Here is a 19,382-nt window from a genome sequence, read left to right on the forward strand (position 1 = left end):
ATATTGCTCAACATGTTCTCCTGGTTGATGAAGATAGAGAGATGTGTCGTCGATGCATCGAGCCGGTAGCCCGCATCGACGCTCACATCACAGTGAAATTTGCTTGATGGCTGCGTTCAATGCGCTTTTTGCTGAACAAAATCGGGATCCGCCAGCGCAGCCAGGGAGCCCAGCGTCACCGGCTTGAGCGGCGTGCGCACATGGTAGGCGCCGATCTGTTCCGGCGACCGGCCAAGTTCTGTGCTCAGAATCTGCGTCACGGTCAGACCGCACATGCGTCCCTGGCACGGCCCCATGCCGCAGCGGCTGAAGAATTTGGTCTGATTGGGGCCCTGGCAACCCAGGCGCGCCATTTCCCGTATCCTGCCCGCCGTCACTTCCTCGCATCGACAGACGATGGCGTCATCGGCTGGATTGGCCAGCCATTGCGGCGGACGATACAAGGCATCCAGAAAGGGACGGATCCTCATCTGTTGCGCCAGTTTCTTCCGCTCAACAGCCGACTGCGCCTGCAGCGAAGCCTCATCCAGTCGTCCCATTGCCCGCGCCGCGCCGATCGCCGCCAGAGCGCCATTGGGTTCGGCCGCTTTTGCGCCGCCTATGCCGGCGCCATCGCCCGCGATCCTGAATCCAGGCAGAGAACTTTGGCCCCACGCATCCACTACCGGCGACCACGACAGATTGATCTCATCCCATGCGTGGTCGAGCCGCAACTGGCGGCTCAGCTGGGTGTTGGGCACCACGCCGTGATGCAGCAGAACCACATCCGCGTCCACTTGCTGCGCCAGGCCGTCAGCGGAGAAGCTCACCGTTTCGACATGCTCATCGCCCTTGATGCGCACATCGGTCGCGGCCGACACCATAGGCACCTTGGCGCGCCGCAAACGCCATAGCATGCGCAGTCCCTTGAGCAGATAACCAGGTGCGGTCAGAGCTGCGGCCAGATGCTGCATGGCTTTTTGTTTGTTGTCGGCGGGAGCGGTCTGCACGATAGCGGCGACCTTGACGCCGGCGTCCAGCAACTGGCAAGCCACCAGCAACAACAATGGACCGGCGCCGACCAGCACCACGCGTCCTTGCGGTATCGCGGCGGAGGTCTTCAGTGCAATCTGCGCCGCACCGGCATTGAGCACACCGGGCAGGGTCCATCCCGGAACCGGAGAGGGCCGCTCCATTGCGCCGGTGGCGGCAATCAACTGCGGCGCGCGCACGCGAAAGGATTTGCCGTCCTGCTGCACCGTCACCGTCAGGTCATCGGCCACTTCCCACACCATGGCGCCAAAGCGGCACTCCACGCCGGATCGCTCCAGGCCCTGCGCCAGCGTCAGACCGTAGACGTAGTCCGGCCCAAGCAAGCGCGCCACGCTGGCCGGCACCTGGGTGACGTTGCGGTAAATCTGCCCGCCCTGGCGCGCCTGTTCGTCCAGCAGCAGCGTCTTCAAGCCGAGGGCGGCGCCCTTCATGGCCGCCGACATCCCTGCCGGGCCGGCGCCGATGACGATCAGGTCGTGGGTAAATTCCATCATGTCGGTTCTCCCGGGCGACGCGCCCCCTCAGGCAGCTGCACGCGCATGCCGGCCTGCACCTGCACCATGCATGACTGCACGTTTTGCTGGCCGTCGACTTCCACCAGACAATCGAAACACACGCCCATCAGGCACAACGGCGCCCGCGCGCTGCCCGATACGGCAGTACGCCGGAACGGCACCACGCCCGCATTGAGCAAGGCAGTGGCCAGCGGTTCTCCGGCACGCGCCTGAGCCGCTTTGCCGTTGACGGAAATCTCGACGACAGGCCGCAGATCTTCTGCGGCGGACAACATGGTCTTAAACATTGAAGCGCCCCGCAATGAAGGTGGATATTTCTGCAGGCGCCGGCGCGCCGCGTATCCAGTCCGCGATGGGACCGGCATGGTTGGCGGCCAGGGTAATACCGCTGTGGCAGGTCGCCAGGAACGCGCCCGGGCATTCACGCGATTGCTCATAGATCGGGAAACCGTCCGCCGTCATGACCCGCAAGGCGCCCCAGGTGCGCACCAGATTGACGTTTTCCAGCAGCGGAAAATATTTGCACGCGCGCTGGGCGATATAAGCCAGCTGGTCGATGCTGGTGCCTTCGTCGAATCCGACGTCTTCCTTGGAGTCGCCGATCTGCACCACGCCCTCTCCGGTCTGGCGTACACGCCCCGATGGATGATGCATGAACGGCTGCATGCGCTCGGTCACCAGCACTTGTCCGCGATTCGGTTCGATTGGCGCTTGCAGGCCCACCAGCGGCGCCAGTGTGCGATTGCCCAGTCCGGCCGCCAGCACCAGCTTGCCGGCCACATGTTGCTGTCCGCTGGCGCTGACATGGAAGGCATTGCCGCGCTGCTCGATCGCGTCGCAATGAATGCCGTTGTGCAGCTCGCCGCCGAGCAGCTTGAAATTCTGCACCAGCGCGCTCAGCAGGCGCAGCGGGCTGACGTGGCCGTCCAGTGCGCCATACACGGCGCCCACCACCTCGGGGCCGATATGCGGGGAAAGCTCCTTCAGACTCTGCGGATCGAGCGCCTCAAACGGATAGTCGCCGTCCAGCGAATTCCTCAGGCTTTCCAGGTTCTGCACGTAAGCACGCAGTTCAGTCTCGTCGAGAAAATATTGCAGGCCGCCGATCTGAGATAGTTCCAGATCAATGCCGGTGGACGCGGTGAGCTCTTGCGCAAACAATGCCCAGCGCTTGACCGAGGCCATGCTCCAGCGCGCATAGTCGGGCTTTTCTATGCCCTTTCCCTGCACCCATACCAGTCCGAAATTGCCGCGTGCCGCGCGGAAGGCATCGTCGGCGCCATCCAGCACGCGCACCCGCTCACCGGCCTTGGCCAGGCCATAGGCAATCGACATGCCGACGACGCCGCCGCCTATCACTAAAGTATCTATATCACGCAAGCTCATGATGTCTTTCCAGCGAGAACACGGTCGAGTCCGTAGAAGCGATCCAGTACCAGCATCAAAATCAGTGTCAGCAAGATCAATATGGTCGAGACCGAAGCCAGCAGCGGATCGATGGTGTTGGCGATGTGGTTGTACATCTTGACGGGCAAGGTTTCGGTGCCGGCGGAAGCGACGAAGATCGACATCGTCAGTTCATCGAAACTGTTGATGAAGGCGAGCAGCCAGCCACCCGCCACGCCAGGAATGATGAGCGGCAGCTCCACCCGACGAAAGACGGTCCAGGGCGATGCGCCCAGTGCCTCGGCAGCCTGCGCGATGGTGCGGTCGAAACCGGTGGCGGCCGCCACCACCAGGCGCAACACATAAGGGAGGACGACCACCGTATGCGCGGCCGTCAGCCCCCAGGCCGAGCCGGGCGAATCCAGCAGGCTCAGCAAGCGCAGGATGGCAATCCCCAGCACCACATGCGGCACCATCAGCGGCGACAACAGCAGTCCCAGCATCGCCTCGCGGCCGGGAAAGCGATGCCAGGCGATGGCCATGCCGGCGGGCACCGCCAGCAGCGTGGCAATCGTGGCCGCAGCGATACCCAGCGACACGCTGCGATAGAAAGCGCTCATGAAACTGTCGTCGCGCAGGATGGCCGCATACCAGCGAAATGATGCGCCGTCGAAAGGCATCGATATATAGCCTTTGTCGGTGAAGGAGACGAAGATGACGATCACCAGCGGCGCCAGCATGAAAGCCGCGAACAGCCAATGAAAGATCAGCAGCGGAAGAGGTGCGCGCCGGCTCATTGGAACACCTGCCTGTAGCGGCGCTCGACCAGGCGATTCACGCCCACCGAGACGGCCAGCACGATGAACAGCAAGATCACCGACAAGGCCGCGCCCAGCGGCCAGTTCAGATTGCCGAGGAATTCGTCGTAGATCGTGGTGGGCACCACTTTCAAGCGTCGTCCGCCGATGATGGCCGGCGTGGCGAAGGCGCTGGCAGCCAGCGAGAAGACGATCAGCCCGCCCGACAAGACGCCAGGAATCACTTGCGGAAATACGATACGGCGCAACACCGTGAATAGCCCGGCGCCCAGCGATTCGGCCGCCTGTTCTGTGGAGGCATCCAGCTTTTGCAGCGAGGCCCATACCGCCAATACCATCAGCGGCACCAGCACATGCACCAGCGCGATCACGACCCCGGTGAAGGTAAACATCATCTTGATCGGTTCATTGATCAGGCCGGCGGCCAGCAGCATCTTGTTGATCACGCCTTCATTGCCGAGCAGCACCGCCCATCCCAGCGTGCGCACCACCACCGAGACCAGCAGCGGTCCCAGCACGATCACGATGGAGATGGCGCGCCACTGCGGCGACAGCCGGCTCAGGACATAGGCTTCCGGCACACCGATGGCGATGCAGATGGCGGTGACGACCAGGGCCATGCCGAAAGTGCGCAAGAAGATGGTGTAAAAGTAGTCATCGCTGCCAATGTCGATGAAGTTGGCCAGGGTCAGGTGGTCGCCGGTTGCACCGCCTGCCACGAAAGGAAAGAAGCTCAGCGACAGCGTCACCACCAGCGGCAGCGCAACGAAGGCCAGGGTAATCAGCGCGCCGGGAGTGCAAAGCCAGTAAGGAAGTGCATTGGACTTGGCTTGCATGTTCAGGCCTCCCTGCGCGGCACGAGGCGGGCATGCTCCGGCGCCCAGCGCAAGCCGACCTGTTCGCCTTCCACCGACTGCGGCGCACCGGTATTGGCATGGGTCAGCTGCACTATGCCCAGCGGTGTTTCCACCTGATACAGCCAGTGGTTGCCGATGAACACGCGGGCGCCGACCCGGCCGTGCAGAAAGGCCGCATCGGGGCCGGCGAACTCCAGCTTTTCGGGACGGACAATGTATTCGACGGCACCCAAGGTGGTGCTATCGTTGGTCGGCAAGCGGCATCCTTTGAGCTCGACGAAGGCCTCCGCCTGCGCGCGCACTGCCTCAAATACATTGGCCTTGCCCAGGAAGGTGGAAGAAAAGCGCCCGTTCGGCTGTTCGTACATCTCGTAAGGGCGGCCGATTTGTTCGATGTAGCCCTTGTTCATCAACACCACCCGGTCGGACAGGGTCATGGCTTCGGCCTGGTCGTGCGTCACCATGATGGTGGTGACGCCGACCCGATGCTGCAAGGCGCGCAACTCGATCTGCATTTCCTCGCGCAGCTTGGCATCCAGAGCGCCCATAGGCTCATCCAGCAACAGTACGGGCGGCTGGATGGCCAGGGCGCGCGCCAGGGCCACACGCTGACGCTGGCCGCCGGAGAGCTCGCGCGGATAGCGTTGCGCCATGGCGCCCAGATGCACCAGCTCGAGCGTCGATTTAACACGCCTGGCGCGTTCCGCGGAGGGAAGGCCCTGCATCTCCAGACCGAATGCCACATTCTCGGCGACCGTCATATGCGGGAACAGCGCATAGTTCTGAAACACGATACCGAGGCCACGGCGGGCCGGCTTGAGGTCCGTGATGTCCTTGCCGTTGAGCAGAACGCGGCCGGTAGTCGGCGGTACAAAGCCGGCAATCATCTGCAGGGTGGTCGTCTTGCCGCAACCCGAGGGGCCGAGCAGGCTGATGAATTCACCCTTTTCGACGGCAAGATCGAACTGCCCTACCGCCGTCACGTCGCCGTAACGACGCGACATATTTTGCAGCGTAAGAAAACTCATGGAATAGGCCCTGGTCGCGTTGGCTTAACGGTCAACGTTCAACCGCACGGTTCCAGCGGTTGGTCCATTCGGCGCGCTTGGCATTGATCACGTCGTAATTCGGCGCGATCAGGGCGTTGACCTTGTCCGGTCCCGCCACCACACGCTTCATCACGTCCGGCGGCAGCTTGACGTTCTTGTTGACCGGCCCGTAGCCTTGCGAGGAAGCGAGGACGGGCTGCACATCGGCGGACAGCACGTACTGCAAGAACTGCAGGCCCAGCTTGGCCTGCGGTGCACCGTCAACCACACAGGCAGCCGTCATCAGTGCCACGGCGCCCTCCTTCGGGTACACGAATTCAACCGGCGCGCCCTGGTCGATCACGGATTGCACGCGACCGTTGCCCCACACCACCAACGCGGCTTCGCCGGTCTGCAGCATCTGCGCCATCTTGCCCGGCGACGGTTCCCATGCCAGTACGTTCGGCGCCACCTTCTTGATCATCACGTCGAAGCCGGGGTCGATCTTTTCTTCGCCGCCGCCATTGAGACGCGCCATCATGACCAGGGTCAGCAAACCGTAGCCGTTGATGATCGGCGGAATCACCACCTTCTGCTTGTACTTGGGATCGGTCAGATCTTGCCAGGAGGTCGGCGGCTTCCATCCGTTCTTGGCAAATACTTCCTTGTTGTAAGCCAGGCCGGTCGCCACGAAACCGGTGCCGACCGATTTGTCGCCGACCATCCGGGCGTTCGAATACAAGTCCTTGGTGGTGGCGTCGTCGAGCTTGGTGCACAGGCCCTGGCCGACCGCCTGATACATCGGGCCATCGTCCATCATGACCATGGACATTTCCTGGTGGCCTTTCTGTGCCTGGATCTTTGCCAGGATATCGGTCGAGTTGCCCGGCACGTACACCACCTTGGCGCCGGTTTTCGCCTCGAAAGGCGGAATGATCTTTTCCTTGAAGGCCTGCTCGACCGAACCGCCATAGCCGCCGACATAAAGCGTTTCGGCAGCGTGGACGGAGGCCGTCGCGGCCCATGCCAGCATCGCCATGACACAGAAATTTTTGCGCATCACCAGGTTCCCTTTACAAGTCAGCATGAAGAAGAATTGCCTTAGGTAATAACTGCGTTGCCGCTAAGGTTTATACAGTTTATGCATTCCTCCGATTTAAAAACATTAACATTTGATATGCTGCTTATGTCCATATGTTATGGATTGTTGTGCGCCGCAAAATCGCGCAATATATGGGTAAAAGGCACCTTAAAGATGCATGGCGCACCGTAATTACGCACTCCAACCGGAACACTAATAGCGAGATTGTTATATGCGACATCATGTGAGTTTGCGCCAGATTGAAGCCTTCTATTCGGTCATGCGAACCGGCACGGTAGTGGGCGCCGCGCAGATGATGAGCGTGACGCAGCCGGCGGTCAGCCGTGCGATTGCGCACCTCGAAATCCGGATCGGCTACAAACTGTTCGAGCGCAATGGACGCAAGCTGGCCGCCACGCCGGAGGCCCAGGCGCTTTATGCCGAACTGGAACCGATCTACGGAAATCTCGACCGCATTGCACAAGTCGCCCATGACATCGGGCTGCAACAGGCCGGCGCCTTGCGCATCGCAACATTGCCGGCGCTCTCGCAAAGCCTGATTCCGCGCACGGTGGCGCGCTTCATCGCCACGCGTCCGCAGGTGAGCGTGCTGGTGCAGACCTTGCCGTCGCGACAGATCGCCGAGATGGTCGCGACCAAGCAGTTCGATATCGGGGTGGTTGAATTGCCGCTGTCGCAACCATCGATTTCCATCGAGCCGCTGAGTCCCCTGGAGCTCGCGCTGGTCCTGCCAAGCTCCCATCGCCTGGCCAGACGCAAGCGCATCTCACTCAAGGAGCTGGATGGTGAACGCATGATCCTGCTGTCGCGGCAGAGTTACATACGCTTTCAAATCGATGACGCCCTCTCCAAGCTGCACGTGTCGCCCCAGGTCGTCACGGAAACGCCAAGTTCCTTGATTGCATGTGCATTGGTGGCGGCGGGTGTCGGTATTACCTTCGTTACCCGCATCACGGCAGAGGCATTTGCCAGCGCCGATGTCGTGGTACGGCCGGTGGTGGAAGAAGTGGAAGGACGCTGCGCAATCATTTTCCCTTATCCCGGCAAGCGGCTGGCACTGGCTGAAACCTTTGCGGCAGATCTGCGCGAAGAACTGCGCCTGCAACAGAAGTCCAAATCATGATCCGTGCGATCGACCGAGAATCCGCTGCTGAGGGCCTGCCGTAAATGACTCAAAAATATCTGTTCAAGAACGTCGGATTCGGCGAACAGATCTGCGCAGAAAATCAGCTCGGTGCGGCACTGACTTCAACATCGGAGCCGCTCCGCTTCGGGCTGTTGCAGCCGTCAGCGGCAGGTCAGCCGGGCTTGATCTGTTTGTGCAGCTGCTCCTTCAGGAAATCAATGAACAACCTCGTCCGGGCAGGCAGCAATCTGGTTTCTGTAATCGCATGTACCTGCACCGGCGCCAGACTCCAGTCCGGCAATACTCGACGTAGTTGACCGGAAGCCACATCATCGCGTGCCAGGACGCTATCCAGCACGGCAATGCCAACGCCTTGTTTTGCCAGGGAACGGCTCAGGCCGACGCTATTCATGGCAAAGCGCGTCGCGGCGACAACTTCGACCACTTCTTCTGCGCGATAGAAGGTCTTTTTATTGTCTTGCGGCCGGGCATTTTGCCCCATGCACAGCACGTGCTCGGCGAGGTCCTGCGGATGCCGGAGTGGCGGAGCTTTTTTCAGGTAGGCGGGGGCAGCGTAGAGGTAGCGCGGCAATACCGCTATCTGGCGCGCCACGAGCATGGACGGAGAGGTGGGAGGCGGCCCCATTCGGATCGCCAGATCAAATTGTTCGCTCAGCAGATCGACACGTCGGGACGTCAGATCGAACTCAAAATCAATGAGCGGATTTGCCCGTGCAAAGTCGCTCAGGATCGGCGCCAGATAGTCAACCGCGAGGTCTACCGGCATCGACACCCTTAAGGTGCCTGTGGGACGTTCTGCGAGATCAAGCAAGGCTTCATGAGCAATGCGCGCCTCTTCAACGATGCTCTGGCAACGCTTGAAATAAACTTCGCCCGCTTCAGTCAGTTCCACCTTGCGCGTAGAGCGGTGCAATAAACGCAAGCCTATCGTTTTCTCCAGCGCCGCGATATTGCGCGACAAGGTCGAATTGGGCATATCCAGGACTTCCGCCGCGCGCCGAAAACTCTTTACCCTCGCCACTTCGACAAACAGACGCATGTAATTGAGCACCTCCATGGCGTTCCCTTTTCGTCCTTATTATTCCAAATATGGATCAGTGTTATCAATTATATCCATTTATCCCAATGATGCAGCAATATAGGATGAAGGCTCATTCAATAACTTCAGAGAGGAAATGCCATGAATGCCCTTTTCACCCCGACCCAGATTGGTCGCTACACCTTGCCTAACCGTTTAGTGATGTCCCCGATGACACGTTCACGCGCCGACAACGAAACCGGCGTGCCCTCCGAACTGGCGATAAGCTACTACGGCCAACGCGCTGATGCGGGCCTGATCATTTCCGAAGGGACGCAACCCTCTGCAATGGGTAAAGGCTATGTGCGCACACCCGGCATCCATACGGCAGCACAAGTGCAGGCGTGGAAAGCGGTCACAGACGAAGTTCACCGCAAAGGCGGTCGCATTTTTCTGCAACTGATGCACACCGGCCGCATTTCGCATCCCAGCCTTCTTCCGGATCAAGCAACCCCTGTCGCGCCCTCTGCTGTACAAGCTGCCGGCAAGGTGTTTACGGCTACCGGCCCGCAAGACATGGTGATGCCGCGTGCATTGGCAACAGATGAAATTGCCGGCATCGTCAACGACTTCCGTCTGGCAACGCGCAATGCACTGAAGGCCGGCTTCGATGGCGTGGAATTGCATGCCGCCTCCGGCTACCTGCCGGAACAGTTCCTGTCGTCCAATACCAATCTGCGCACCGATCAATACGGCGGCACGCTGGCCAATCGGGCACGCTTTATCCAGGAAATTCTCGCCGTCATGGTGGATGAGGCGGGCGGCAACCGCGTAGGAATCAAGATTGCGCCGGAGATGAATTTCAATGACATCCGCGATGCCGCGCCACAGGAAACCTATCGCTATCTGGTGCAGCAAATCGCGCCATTGAAGCTGGCCTACCTGCACGTTGCCGTCTACAAGGCCGAGTTCGACTACCATGCCATGCTGCGACCGCTGTTCGACGGCGCTTATCTGCAAGGCAGCGGCCTGACTAAAGCCAGCGCAGAGACATTGATCGCAGAGGGAAGAGCAGACGCCGCCGTTTTCGGCAACCTGTATCTGGCCAATCCCGACCTATTGCAACGCTTCAGGCAGGATGCCTTGCTCAATACCGCCAAGCGAGAAACCTTCTTTTCGGCTGGCCCCGAAGGCTATACCGACTACCCGTTTCTTGAGGAAAACAGCGGCAACCGTGCGCTCCGCATCCACGCCTACGGCGGCGCCAAGTTCGCTCAGATAGACGACGTGGCGCCTCCCGTAGCCGGCCCCGGCGAAGTGCTCGTGCGTGTACGCGCTGCGGGAGTCAATGGCCTGGACTGGAAAATTCGCGACGGCAGTTTGCAGGCGGTATTCCAACTGACGCTGCCGAGTACGCTGGGCATCGAACTGGCTGGCGAGGTCGTCGGCCTGGGTGAAGGCGTTGACCGCTTCGCTATCGGCATGCGCGTCATGGGCGCACTCGGTGCGCTGGGCGCCTATGCAGATCTGGTCGTCGTTGCGGCTGAAAAACTGATCCGTATTCCCGACGCGCTGGATGATATCCATGCGGCTGCGGTCCCGGTCGCCGCGCTCACGGCATGGCAGGCATTGTTTGACGCCGGTCAGTTGCAGCGCGGGCAGACCGTCCTGATTCACGGCGCTGCCGGTGGCGTGGGAGGATACGCCGTACAACTCGCGCATCGCATCGGAGCACGTGTGATCGCCACTGCGCAAGGTGTCAACAGCGGCTATCTGCGAGGACTCGGCGCAGACCTGGTGATCGACTATAGGAAGACAGCCTTCTGGGAGCAGGTGTCAGACATTGACCTGGTACTCGATCTCGTCGGCGGTGAAGTCCTTGCCAACTCATGGCAGGTTCTCGCCAAAGAAGGCCGCATTGTCAGTACAGCCGCGCCGGAGATCATGGCGAGCACGCCGACCGGCAAACAGGGCATCTGGTTTCAGATGCAAGTCGATGCGAACAAACTCGCAGAGCTGGCCGGGATGGTCGCGCAAGGCGAACTGAAGAGCGAGGTATCCGAAGTGGCCGATCTGAGCGACACCCCAGCGGTGATCGAACGCAACAAGACTGGTCACGGTCCTGGCAAAGCCGTCATTAAACTTCGCTGATATCGGCAGCGCTGATTGGAAAAGCCGCGTTGATCAAAGAAGTTTTCCGGTGTGTGTGTCGCCACTTCTAGAGAGTCTCGATATGAAAAAGCGCCCGCAGCATGCGAGCGCTTTTTTCCTTGCAGGCAGAGCACGTCATGTCTCACTCACAGACGCTGCTCCGGCGGCATCGTCAGAAATCGACCGCAGCCGACAGCGTCAGCGTACGTCCTGCACCGGCATTGAGCCAGGCGCCGATCGACGATGCCCAGTAAGACTTGTTGAAGAGATTGCGAACGTCGGCGCGCACGGTCACAGCCTGGCCTGACTTGAGTCTGAAACTGTAGCGGCCGCCCAGATCGACGGTGGTCCAGCTCGGGATGCTCTGCAGATTTGCACTATCCACATACTGCATGCCGGCGTGATTCACGCGCGACGTCAGGGTGGCGCCAGGCAGCGTATCCAGATCCCACTCGGAGCCCATGCGCAAGTTGTAGCGCGGCGCGCCGCTGGCGCGCTTGCCGTCATTGACGCCGCCTTCCGTGCTGGTCAGGCGCGCGTCCAGCAGCATGAGGCCGCCCAGCAGCCGCACGCCGCGCGCGGCCTCGCCCGACACACCCAGTTCCAGGCCGCGGTTGCGCTGTTCTCCGTCGAGACTATATAGCAGCGTTTGCGCATTGGTCTGGCCGTTGGGCTTGGCGATCTGGAACAGGCTGAGAGTGGCCAGCAGCCGGCTGCCCAGTTCATATTTCATGCCCAGCTCATACTGCTTGCTCTTGTAGGGCGCGAAAATCATGCCTGCATTGCTGGTCCCGGTGGGCGCCGTCGGGCCCTGGTTCAGCGCCTCCATGTAGTTGGCGTAAAGCGACAGGTTGTCGATCGGCTTGACCACTACGCCCAAGCCGGTAGTCAATGCGCTCTTGTCATAGGTGGAGAGCTGCGTCCCGCGAAAATAACTCGAGGCGCCCACGCGCTGATGACGCACACCGCCCATGAACATCAGGCGGCCATCGAACAATGAAATGTCATCGGCCAGCGCCAGGCTGTTGAAGTTGCTCCTGGACTGCAAGGGCAGGTCGTTCATGCGCTGGGCAACGGCCGGATTTGCGAGAAAATTCGGTTCGGCGACATAGACCGGATTATTGATGTTGGAATTGACCTCGCCGACATAGACGCGGTCGCCATACACGTCTTGATGCAGCGCCGTCGCCGACAGGCTGAGCACGTGACGTACGCCGCCCAGGTCGAATTTGCTGCGCATGCCGGCGTCGCCGGTGACGGAATGACGGTCGAGGCCGCGATACTGGAAGTACTCGGTGTAGTCGCCCGCGGAGTTGGTGATGATGGGCTCGGGCAGATGGCCGCGTTGGCGATAATGCTGTCCGCCGACGGCGAGCCAGGCCGTTGTATCTTGGGTCAGATCGAATTCGGCGCGGCCCATGGCATAGGCGGTGGTGCTGCTCACCTTGTTCCAGGCTTGGCTGGTGTTGACGCGATTATTGGGCGCAGACGGAATGGCGAAGTTGCTGGAATCCAGGAAATACCAATACTCGCCGCGCTTCACGTCGAGGGTGTCGTAGCCGGCATCGAAGGACAGGCGTAGCTTGTCGCCGCGGTAATCGGTCGCAATGGCCAGCGTTCCCATTTCCTTGTCGCTGCCGCTGCGCAATGTGTTGCCGTTGCGGTAGACGGCGTTGACGCGTACGCCGAATTGCTGATGGTCGCCGAAACGCCGCCCCACATCCAGATGTTCACCGATATTGGAGGTGGAATCGTAGGTCGTGGTCAGGCGCGTGAGAGGTTCGTCGGTAGCACGCTTGGGTACCAGGTTAACGGCGCCGCCTATCGTGGCCAAAGGCGTGATGCCGCGCAGGAATGCAGAGGTGCCGCGCAGCACTTCCACCCGTTCGACGATTTCCACCGGGATCTTGGCCGGCGGCACGATGCCGAACAGACCATCGTAGGTAAAGTCCTCGCCCAGCACACTGAAGCCGCGAATATTGAACTGGTCGACATAACTGTCGCGTGGCCAGCCTATCACCACCGACGGATCGTTCTGCAGCACGTCGATGACGCTGCGTGCCTGCTGGTTTTCGATCAGCTCGGCCGTATAGCTCGAAATGCTGAACGGTGTATCCATCACGGCGCGGTTGCCCAGCGCGCCGACGCGGCTGCCGCGAGCGACCTGGCCGCCGGCATAAGGATCGAGCACGCCCTTCTCTCCCACCACGGTCACGGCCGGCAGCGTGCCTTGCTGGCCTGCCGCGCCCACGGCCCGGATCGACCAGCTGCCATCCCCCTGCCGCGCGGCGTCCAGTCCGGAGCCGGCCAGCACCGCCCGCAAGGCGGCCTCGGGCGTTTGCATGCCCTGCACACCCGGACTGATTTTTCCGGCGGTGAGTGCACCTGGCGCACTGAGCAGGATGTTGGCCTGATCTGCCACACGGTTGAGCGCCGAGGCCAGCGGCCCGGCCGGCACGTCGAAACGCAGCGCCTCTGCGGCGTTGGCAGTCACCGCCACCTGAGCCTGTGCCTGATTGAAATTGGCGTCGGCAGTCATTGCGGCCAGCGCGGCAAGTGTCAGCTGGATCGAGATGAGAACACGTGAACGGCGCTGGCGCGGATGTGCTAGGTGATGATGCGTGTGATGAGTCTGGTGCATGAACGAGGTTCCCCCTATTGATTTGTCTGGAAAGGACTGCGGCGCTCATGCTGCAGTCCCTTTGCCTGAGTAATCGAGCGAAGCGGGGAAATGCGAATCGATTTCCAAAATATTTTTTTGAGGCACGAACAATGGACTAGCGGGCCTCGACCGTGATCCACCAGGGCAGGATGCGCCGGACCCGGATGGGCAGGTCGCGCTCAAGCATGGCCAGGGCTTGCATCGGATTGGTCGCCGGAAAGCGGCCGACTACCCGGATTGCGGCGACCTCAGGATCTACGCCCAGATGTCCGCGTTGATATCGGCCGAGTTCGGAAAGGAAAACATCGAGGCGAATATCCTCCGCCAGCAAGATGCCTCTGGTCCACGCCTCACGAGCCGGGTCGACCGGTTCCGCTGCGGCGACGGCGGTGGCGGAGAAGCGTCGCTGGGTACCCGCCGCCACGATTTCTTCGCGCCCCGCCAGATTGCGGATCGCCACGCGTCCGTCAAAGACGGCCAGCAAGGCATGATCCTCATACTGCCGGACTGTGAAGCGCGTCCCCAGGGCCTGCATGCGCCCGAAACTGGTATCGACATAGAAGGGCCGTCCCTGTGCTTCATGCGCGGTGTCGACCAGAATTTCGCCGCTCTTGAGCCTGAGCAGGCGATGTGCATCCGTAAAGTCGACGTCCAGTGCGCTGCCGGCATTGAGCCAGACACGCGTACCGTCGGCCAGGGTCAAGGTGCGCAGCTCGCCGGTCGCGCTCCGGTAATCGGCATTGAGCGCGGTGACGATGTTCTGGATCGGGCTGGTACGCCATGCCAGCCAGCCCGCAAGTCCGGTGCCGGCCAGCATCGTCAGGCTGCGCAGTGCCTGACGCCGGGTATGGCGTCGTTTGGTCGACACTTCAATTGCAAGGGCCGCTGCCTCACGTTCGCCGTCGCCTCGCAATGGCGCGAAACGGCTGCTGACGGCTTCAATATGCTGCCAGGCGCGGCGATGTTCCGGGCGCTCTTGCAGCCAGAGGGACCACGCCTTACGCTGAGCATCGGATGCCTCATCCACATACAGGGCGGCATACCATTGCGCAGCCTGCTCCAGACTGTGGAAGTCGGCCGGGACTTCCTCCTGCCTGAGGTCGGGACTACCGTTGAGCGCGCCCGTCGCGGGCAAATGTTGGGACATCGTCTCGCCTCTGGGCTCAGCTTCGCAGGCCGGCATCGACCAGGGCCAGCTGGAGCATGGCCTGAGCCAGGTATTTCTGCACCATCCGCACCGACACCTCCAGCGCAGTTGCAATTTCAGAGGTCGGCAAGCCCTGTATCTGCGCCATGACGAATGCCTTGCACACCTTGCCGGGCAAGCGATCCATCACGGCGCTGATTTCCATCAGGGTCTCTACGACGATGGCGCAATGTTCCGGCGACGGCATGTGCGCCTGCGGTTGCACCGCCAGCGCATCCAGCCAGGCCTGCTCGATTTCACGTCTGCGCCACAAGTCGCTGCACATGCCCTGGGCCATTGCACGCAAATACGCACGCGCCTGCACCGGCGTGGCAAAGGAAGCCGGCTCCGACTTCACGATGAGCCGCACAAAAGCATCTTGCGCAAGGTCTGCGGCGTCTGCAGCATTCCCCAGACGCCAGCGCAGCCACTTGACTAGCCAGCCGTGGTGATCGCTATACAGCGCATGAAAATCTTGTTGTGTTGAAGTATTTGCAAACGGCATGGCGAGTGGCGGATAAATCCAAGGATGACTTTATTGATAATGCTTATCATTAATTTGTACGAGATTATGCCTTCGATTGGCAAATCTTGCCGGCGATTCAGTGCACATCAGGCGTGAATCTGGCAAGAGCCAAGCAAGAGACTAATAGCTAGCCTTGGAAAACCTCTGGCTTCCGGATCTGCTTGCAGCCAGAACCGCAGCCGCCACCCGTCCCCGGAAACAGCGCCCGCCCGCTTCCCATTCATAAAACTATCCATCCACCAAAGCTCATTTGTAATAATGATTATCATTATCAAAATTCTATCCAGGTCAGCCCTTTGCTGATGCAACGCTAGCCTGGGAGGAAACATCTTCTCTCTTTGCATTCAGCCTGCTGATCGTGTTTGAGCGTTACTACCGAGAAATCCTCAGCTTCTTGACCGGAAAGGTTTCAGACCGCTCGACTGCAGCCGATCCGGTTCAGGAAAATTACGCCCGCGCCTATGCCGTTCATATGACTGGCTCCAGTGTCGCGGATCCGCGCGCGATGCTGTTCCGCATTGCACACAATCTGCTCATCGATCATCATCGCCATGCCGATGTCCGGGCCGATGTCGAAATCCCCTCTCACGATGAAGTCACTCAACTGGTGCTCGGCCCCAAAAACCTGGAGCCGGAAGTCGCGACGTCGTCGCGCCAGGGCGTCATGGCTCTCGTCGAAGCCATTGATGGCCTGCCGCCTCGCTGCCGCATGGCCTTCATGCTCAATCGCTTCGACGGTCTGAGCTATGCTGAGGTCGCTGCCCGGATGGGCATTTCGATCAAGATGGTGGAGCAGCACATCAAGAACGCACTGGATGCCTGCGCGCGCAGCCGTGCTCATCACGTGGGCTGCGGCGGAACCAGCACCGGCACCTGCTACCGCGCTGCGGGTCTGGTGCAAAGCCAGGGCTGGGAATTCGAAGTGGCCGGCAAGCCATCGCCGCGCTGGGATATCGTGACGGGCTATACCTACAATCAAGCCAAGTACCTGGCCGACAGCACCGCCAGCAACGTCGGCACGCTGTTCGCGCGTCCGGTGCACATGTTCAAGCTGTGGAGCCAGTACCACCCGGGCGGCATCGAGGGCGTCGCCTCGGCCTGGACGCTGGGCGCCGGCATGTATGCGCAAAGTGAAATCACCAACGGCGCCCTGAGTCAGGGTGGCTATGCCACGTTCAATGCGCGCGTGGCCTATCGCATCGACAAGAACTGGGAAGCCAGTCTCAACTTCAACAATCTCACCGACCGCACCTACCTGCGCACAGTCGGCTACACGGGTTACTACAACTCGTATGGCGATCCGCGCAATATGCTGCTGACGGTCAGGGCGAAATTCTGACTGGCATGCGCGGCTGACGTGCACACGTAAAAATGGCCCCGCTTGATCCGGGGCCATTTTGTATTCTTCACAACGGGATGTCAGCTGCGCCCGGTGTCAATCAGAGATCGTTGCAAGGCGATCCTCGTGCTCAACCGAAAGCCGCTGACCAGCACGAGCGCTGATGCATTCAGCGCAAATAGGCGGGACGCACATAACCGTCGAAACGTTCGTCCAGCAGCTTTTTGAATTCCGGCGACTGGAAGGCTTTTCTCAAATCCTGCACGTAAGGCTTATTGAGATCTGCGCTGCGTACTGCCAGTACCATCAGGAAGGAATCAGGCACGCTGGCAAGGTACACCGCCTGCTTCAGCTTCAATCCCGCAGCAATCGCGAAAGCGCCATTCACGAAAGCGAAATCGACATCATCCAGAGCCCTGGGCATTTGTGCTGCCTCCAGCGGTATCAGCTTGATGTTTTTGATATTGGCGACAATGTCCCGCTCCGAAGTGCGCGTAGGGCTGGCATCCGGATTGAGCTTGATCCAACCGATCTGTTGCAAGATACCCAGCGCGCGCGCCTGATTGGTGACGTCGTTGGGCAGCGCCACGGTAGTGCCGGGGCGAACTTCATCCAGGCTCTTGTGGCGCTTGCTGTAGATGCCGATGGGGGCAGTCGGCGCCTTGAGAACTTCAGACAGCTTGAGTTGATGATCCTCGGAAAAGCGCTTCAGATACGTCTCGTGCTGAAACAGATTGGCGTCAATTTCACCATCGCTGAGCGCCAGATTCGGACGTACATAATCCGAGAATTCAACCAGCTTCACCTTGTAGCCCTGCTTCTCCAACAGCGGCTGGATGCCGTAACGGATCTGGTCGGTATACGGGCCGGAAGTGGCGCCGATACGAATCGTCGTTTGCGCCGGGTCGGCTGCATTCGCCATGCCGGATACCAGGAAAAACGACGCACAACTCAGCAAGAGGACTTTCAATGTCATGGCAATCTACGCTTCAGCAAAAAGGCGCCACTGTAGTCCAAGCCCGACAAAAGCCAACTAATTCTTTTGTATTTGCTTATGTGCGTCTTGCCGACCAGTCCCCCTCCCGCCACCAGCATCACCGCGCCGCACTGACACTCAGACCGGCGAAGCACGCGCCTTCCTGATGCGGCTGAAACTCACGCCGGTTGCCAGCGCAGTGGCGGCCACCGCCGCCCACAAGGCGATGCGGATGGCCTGGGCATCTTGTGCGGCATTCATCTGCGTTTCGCCCAGGGCCATGGCGTCGGCGGTATATACCGAAATGACCACGCCCAGCAGCGCCGCGCCAAGACACTGACCGAAGGTGCGCACGATGGCAAGCACACCTGAGGCATTGCCATTGTGCTCGCGCGCGACGTTGGAGAGCATCTCGCGGTTGTTGGGGCTCTGAAAAAATCCGAATCCCATTCCGCAGATCAGGGTGCGCCAGGCGATGTCCCATGCCGGCGCATGGTCGGGCAGCAGCGCCAGCAAGGCCAGGCCCACGGTAAACAGCGCCAGTCCTATGGTCGACAGCAAGGCGGGCGAATGCCGGTCTGCCAACCGGCCGGCATGCGGCGCGACCAGCACGATGCCAATCGGCCAAGGTGTGAACAGCAAGGCCGACTGGAATGCGCTATAGCCATACGCGTTCTGAAACAGGAAGGGCAAGGCGACGAAGGCGATGCCCTGGCCAACGAACGATGCCAGCGAAGTCAATGCCGCCAGCGAAAACCGGCCGGAGGCAAACATCGCCAGGGGCAGCAACGGCTGGCGCGCTCGGCGCTGGTCCCAGACAAAGGCGATGCCGGCGACCAGCGCGGTGACGCCATAGGCGGCTGCAGTCAGCGCGGCATCGTGCGCCTCGCCCTTTTCGGACAGCCGCGAACAGGTGTCGGCCGCCATGATCAGGGCCCCCATGGCGATCGCAGACAAAAGCGCACCTGCGATGTCGAACGGCTCGCGGCCGGGCTTGCGGGCGTCGGGGATGGCGCTCAGCGACAGCACCACGGCGACGATGCCCAGCGGGACATTGATCGCGAAGATCCACTCCCACCCGAGGGTCGCCAGCAGCGTGCCGCCGAGGACCGGGCCGATGGCGGTGCTGGCTGCAACCAGCACCGCATTGAGCCCGAGAATGCGTCCCAGCAGGCGGTTGGGAAACACGGTGCGGTGAATCGCCGGCGCGATGCTCAGCATGGCGGCTCCGCCTATGCCCTGCAGCACACGCATGCCGATCAGCATGCCGATCGACGACGACAGCGCACAACCCAGCGATGCCAGCGTGAATACTCCCAGGCCGGCGGTGAACAGCCCGCGAAAACCGACCCGGCCCGACAGCGACGCAAAGGTGGCCAGCGTCATGGCCACGGCCAGCAGATAACTGTTGGCGACCCAGATCGAGGCCCCGGCTGAGGCATTGAGCGCCAGGCTGATCTGCGGCAGCGCGACGTTGACGATGGTGCCATCGAACACCGCCATGGTGGTCGCGGTCATGACGGCGATCATGGCGCGGCGGCGCTCGGCACCGGGCAGTCCCTCGTCGGAGGGCATATCTGAAAACAATTCCATAGCGTGTGAATCCTGTTAGGCGATCTGTGCCGCCACTATAACCATA

Annotated in this window: 16 protein-coding genes; 3 read left to right on the plus strand and 13 right to left on the minus strand. The window is 60.8% G+C overall.

Translation table 11 applies throughout. From position 1 onward, the window contains the following. Positions 1-116 precede the first annotated feature (116 nt). Genes PQR62_RS02280 through PQR62_RS02310 form a run of 7 tightly spaced genes read right to left on the minus strand, consistent with a single transcriptional unit; the run spans position 117 to position 6,696 of the window. A complete protein-coding gene (locus PQR62_RS02280) occupies positions 117-1,526 on the minus strand; it encodes an FAD-dependent oxidoreductase (RefSeq protein ID WP_408154347.1) in 1,410 nt (469 codons plus the stop codon). Then, positions 1,523-1,834 carry a (2Fe-2S)-binding protein gene (locus tag PQR62_RS02285; RefSeq protein WP_408154349.1) on the minus strand — a complete coding sequence of 104 codons (312 nt, stop codon included), beginning with the start codon at positions 1,832-1,834 and terminating at the stop codon, positions 1,523-1,525. The genes PQR62_RS02280 and PQR62_RS02285 overlap by 4 nt, the downstream gene beginning before the upstream one ends. After that, positions 1,827-2,933: an NAD(P)/FAD-dependent oxidoreductase gene (locus PQR62_RS02290; protein ID WP_408154351.1), complete on the minus strand. Its 1,107-nt coding sequence runs from the start codon at positions 2,931-2,933 to the stop codon at positions 1,827-1,829. The genes PQR62_RS02285 and PQR62_RS02290 overlap by 8 nt, the downstream gene beginning before the upstream one ends. Then, complete coding sequence (locus PQR62_RS02295; protein WP_408154353.1) at positions 2,930-3,730, minus strand: ABC transporter permease; 801 nt, start codon at positions 3,728-3,730, stop codon at positions 2,930-2,932. The genes PQR62_RS02290 and PQR62_RS02295 overlap by 4 nt, the downstream gene beginning before the upstream one ends. After that, positions 3,727-4,587, minus strand: a complete 861-nt coding sequence (locus tag PQR62_RS02300; RefSeq protein WP_408154355.1) for an ABC transporter permease — start codon at positions 4,585-4,587, stop codon at positions 3,727-3,729. The genes PQR62_RS02295 and PQR62_RS02300 overlap by 4 nt, the downstream gene beginning before the upstream one ends. A 2-nt stretch (positions 4,588-4,589) precedes the next feature. After that, positions 4,590-5,636 (minus strand): ABC transporter ATP-binding protein, encoded by a 1,047-nt coding sequence (locus tag PQR62_RS02305; RefSeq protein ID WP_408154357.1) that lies wholly within the window; start codon positions 5,634-5,636, stop codon positions 4,590-4,592. Between the two features lie 31 nt (positions 5,637-5,667). Continuing rightward, positions 5,668-6,696 (minus strand): ABC transporter substrate-binding protein, encoded by a 1,029-nt coding sequence (locus PQR62_RS02310; protein ID WP_408154359.1) that lies wholly within the window; start codon positions 6,694-6,696, stop codon positions 5,668-5,670. 265 nt (positions 6,697-6,961) lie between these two features. Between PQR62_RS02310 and PQR62_RS02315 the strand changes: the two genes are divergently transcribed. After that, positions 6,962-7,861 carry a LysR substrate-binding domain-containing protein gene (locus tag PQR62_RS02315; RefSeq protein WP_408154361.1) on the plus strand — a complete coding sequence of 300 codons (900 nt, stop codon included), beginning with the start codon at positions 6,962-6,964 and terminating at the stop codon, positions 7,859-7,861. Positions 7,862-8,036: 175 nt separating this feature from the next. On the opposite strand, the gene PQR62_RS02320 is transcribed toward PQR62_RS02315, so the two are convergent. Further along, positions 8,037-8,942 (minus strand): LysR family transcriptional regulator, encoded by a 906-nt coding sequence (locus PQR62_RS02320; RefSeq protein WP_408154363.1) that lies wholly within the window; start codon positions 8,940-8,942, stop codon positions 8,037-8,039. A 123-nt stretch (positions 8,943-9,065) separates the two neighbouring features. Here PQR62_RS02320 and PQR62_RS02325 point away from each other — a divergent pair, with 123 nt between their 5' ends. Then, on the plus strand, positions 9,066-11,054 hold the full coding sequence (locus PQR62_RS02325) for an oxidoreductase (RefSeq protein WP_408154365.1): 1,989 nt from the start codon (positions 9,066-9,068) through the stop codon (positions 11,052-11,054). 172 nt (positions 11,055-11,226) lie between these two features. Here the strand turns inward: PQR62_RS02325 and PQR62_RS02330 are convergent, their stop codons facing one another. The 3 genes from PQR62_RS02330 to PQR62_RS02340 all read right to left on the minus strand — a co-directional run bounded on the left by PQR62_RS02330 (position 11,227) and on the right by PQR62_RS02340 (position 15,407). After that, the gene (locus tag PQR62_RS02330) at positions 11,227-13,695 is read right to left on the minus strand and encodes a TonB-dependent siderophore receptor (protein WP_408154367.1); all 2,469 of its coding nucleotides are present in this window, start codon (positions 13,693-13,695) and stop codon (positions 11,227-11,229) included. Positions 13,696-13,831: 136 nt separating this feature from the next. Further along, complete coding sequence (locus tag PQR62_RS02335; protein ID WP_408154369.1) at positions 13,832-14,863, minus strand: FecR domain-containing protein; 1,032 nt, start codon at positions 14,861-14,863, stop codon at positions 13,832-13,834. Positions 14,864-14,879: 16 nt separating this feature from the next. Beyond that, positions 14,880-15,407 (minus strand): sigma-70 family RNA polymerase sigma factor, encoded by a 528-nt coding sequence (locus tag PQR62_RS02340; RefSeq protein ID WP_408154371.1) that lies wholly within the window; start codon positions 15,405-15,407, stop codon positions 14,880-14,882. Between the two features lie 379 nt (positions 15,408-15,786). Between PQR62_RS02340 and PQR62_RS02345 the strand changes: the two genes are divergently transcribed. Continuing rightward, positions 15,787-16,767 carry a TonB-dependent receptor domain-containing protein gene (locus PQR62_RS02345; RefSeq protein ID WP_408154373.1) on the plus strand — a complete coding sequence of 327 codons (981 nt, stop codon included), beginning with the start codon at positions 15,787-15,789 and terminating at the stop codon, positions 16,765-16,767. A gap of 169 nt (positions 16,768-16,936) precedes the next feature. Here PQR62_RS02345 and PQR62_RS02350 read toward each other — a convergent pair whose 3' ends face one another. Both PQR62_RS02350 and PQR62_RS02355 read right to left on the minus strand, forming a co-directional pair. After that, a complete protein-coding gene (locus tag PQR62_RS02350) occupies positions 16,937-17,743 on the minus strand; it encodes a MetQ/NlpA family ABC transporter substrate-binding protein (protein ID WP_408154375.1) in 807 nt (268 codons plus the stop codon). Positions 17,744-17,881: 138 nt separating this feature from the next. Continuing rightward, positions 17,882-19,336, minus strand: coding sequence for an MFS transporter (locus PQR62_RS02355; RefSeq protein ID WP_408154377.1), 1,455 nt, complete (start codon positions 19,334-19,336; stop codon positions 17,882-17,884). Positions 19,337-19,382 lie beyond the last annotated feature (46 nt).

The organism is Herbaspirillum lusitanum, assembly GCF_046025995.1.
GTDB lineage: Bacteria > Pseudomonadota > Gammaproteobacteria > Burkholderiales > Burkholderiaceae_D > Herbaspirillum > Herbaspirillum lusitanum_A.

Bases quoted from the DNA above. Each gene is read 5' to 3' on its own strand.
- PQR62_RS02280 (WP_408154347.1), bottom strand. From the start codon at position 1,526: ATGATGGAATTTACCCACGACCTGATCGTCATCGGCGCCGGCCCGGCA.
- PQR62_RS02285 (WP_408154349.1), bottom strand. From the start codon at position 1,834: ATGTTTAAGACCATGTTGTCCGCCGCAGAAGATCTGCGGCCTGTCGTC.
- PQR62_RS02290 (WP_408154351.1), bottom strand. From the start codon at position 2,933: ATGAGCTTGCGTGATATAGATACTTTAGTGATAGGCGGCGGCGTCGTC.
- PQR62_RS02295 (WP_408154353.1), bottom strand. From the start codon at position 3,730: ATGAGCCGGCGCGCACCTCTTCCGCTGCTGATCTTTCATTGGCTGTTC.
- PQR62_RS02300 (WP_408154355.1), bottom strand. From the start codon at position 4,587: ATGCAAGCCAAGTCCAATGCACTTCCTTACTGGCTTTGCACTCCCGGC.
- PQR62_RS02305 (WP_408154357.1), bottom strand. From the start codon at position 5,636: ATGAGTTTTCTTACGCTGCAAAATATGTCGCGTCGTTACGGCGACGTG.
- PQR62_RS02310 (WP_408154359.1), bottom strand. From the start codon at position 6,696: ATGCGCAAAAATTTCTGTGTCATGGCGATGCTGGCATGGGCCGCGACG.
- PQR62_RS02320 (WP_408154363.1), bottom strand. From the start codon at position 8,942: ATGGAGGTGCTCAATTACATGCGTCTGTTTGTCGAAGTGGCGAGGGTA.
- PQR62_RS02325 (WP_408154365.1), top strand. From the start codon at position 9,066: ATGAATGCCCTTTTCACCCCGACCCAGATTGGTCGCTACACCTTGCCT.
- PQR62_RS02330 (WP_408154367.1), bottom strand. From the start codon at position 13,695: ATGCACCAGACTCATCACACGCATCATCACCTAGCACATCCGCGCCAG.
- PQR62_RS02335 (WP_408154369.1), bottom strand. From the start codon at position 14,863: ATGTCCCAACATTTGCCCGCGACGGGCGCGCTCAACGGTAGTCCCGAC.
- PQR62_RS02340 (WP_408154371.1), bottom strand. From the start codon at position 15,407: ATGCCGTTTGCAAATACTTCAACACAACAAGATTTTCATGCGCTGTAT.
- PQR62_RS02350 (WP_408154375.1), bottom strand. From the start codon at position 17,743: ATGACATTGAAAGTCCTCTTGCTGAGTTGTGCGTCGTTTTTCCTGGTA.
- PQR62_RS02355 (WP_408154377.1), bottom strand. From the start codon at position 19,336: ATGGAATTGTTTTCAGATATGCCCTCCGACGAGGGACTGCCCGGTGCC.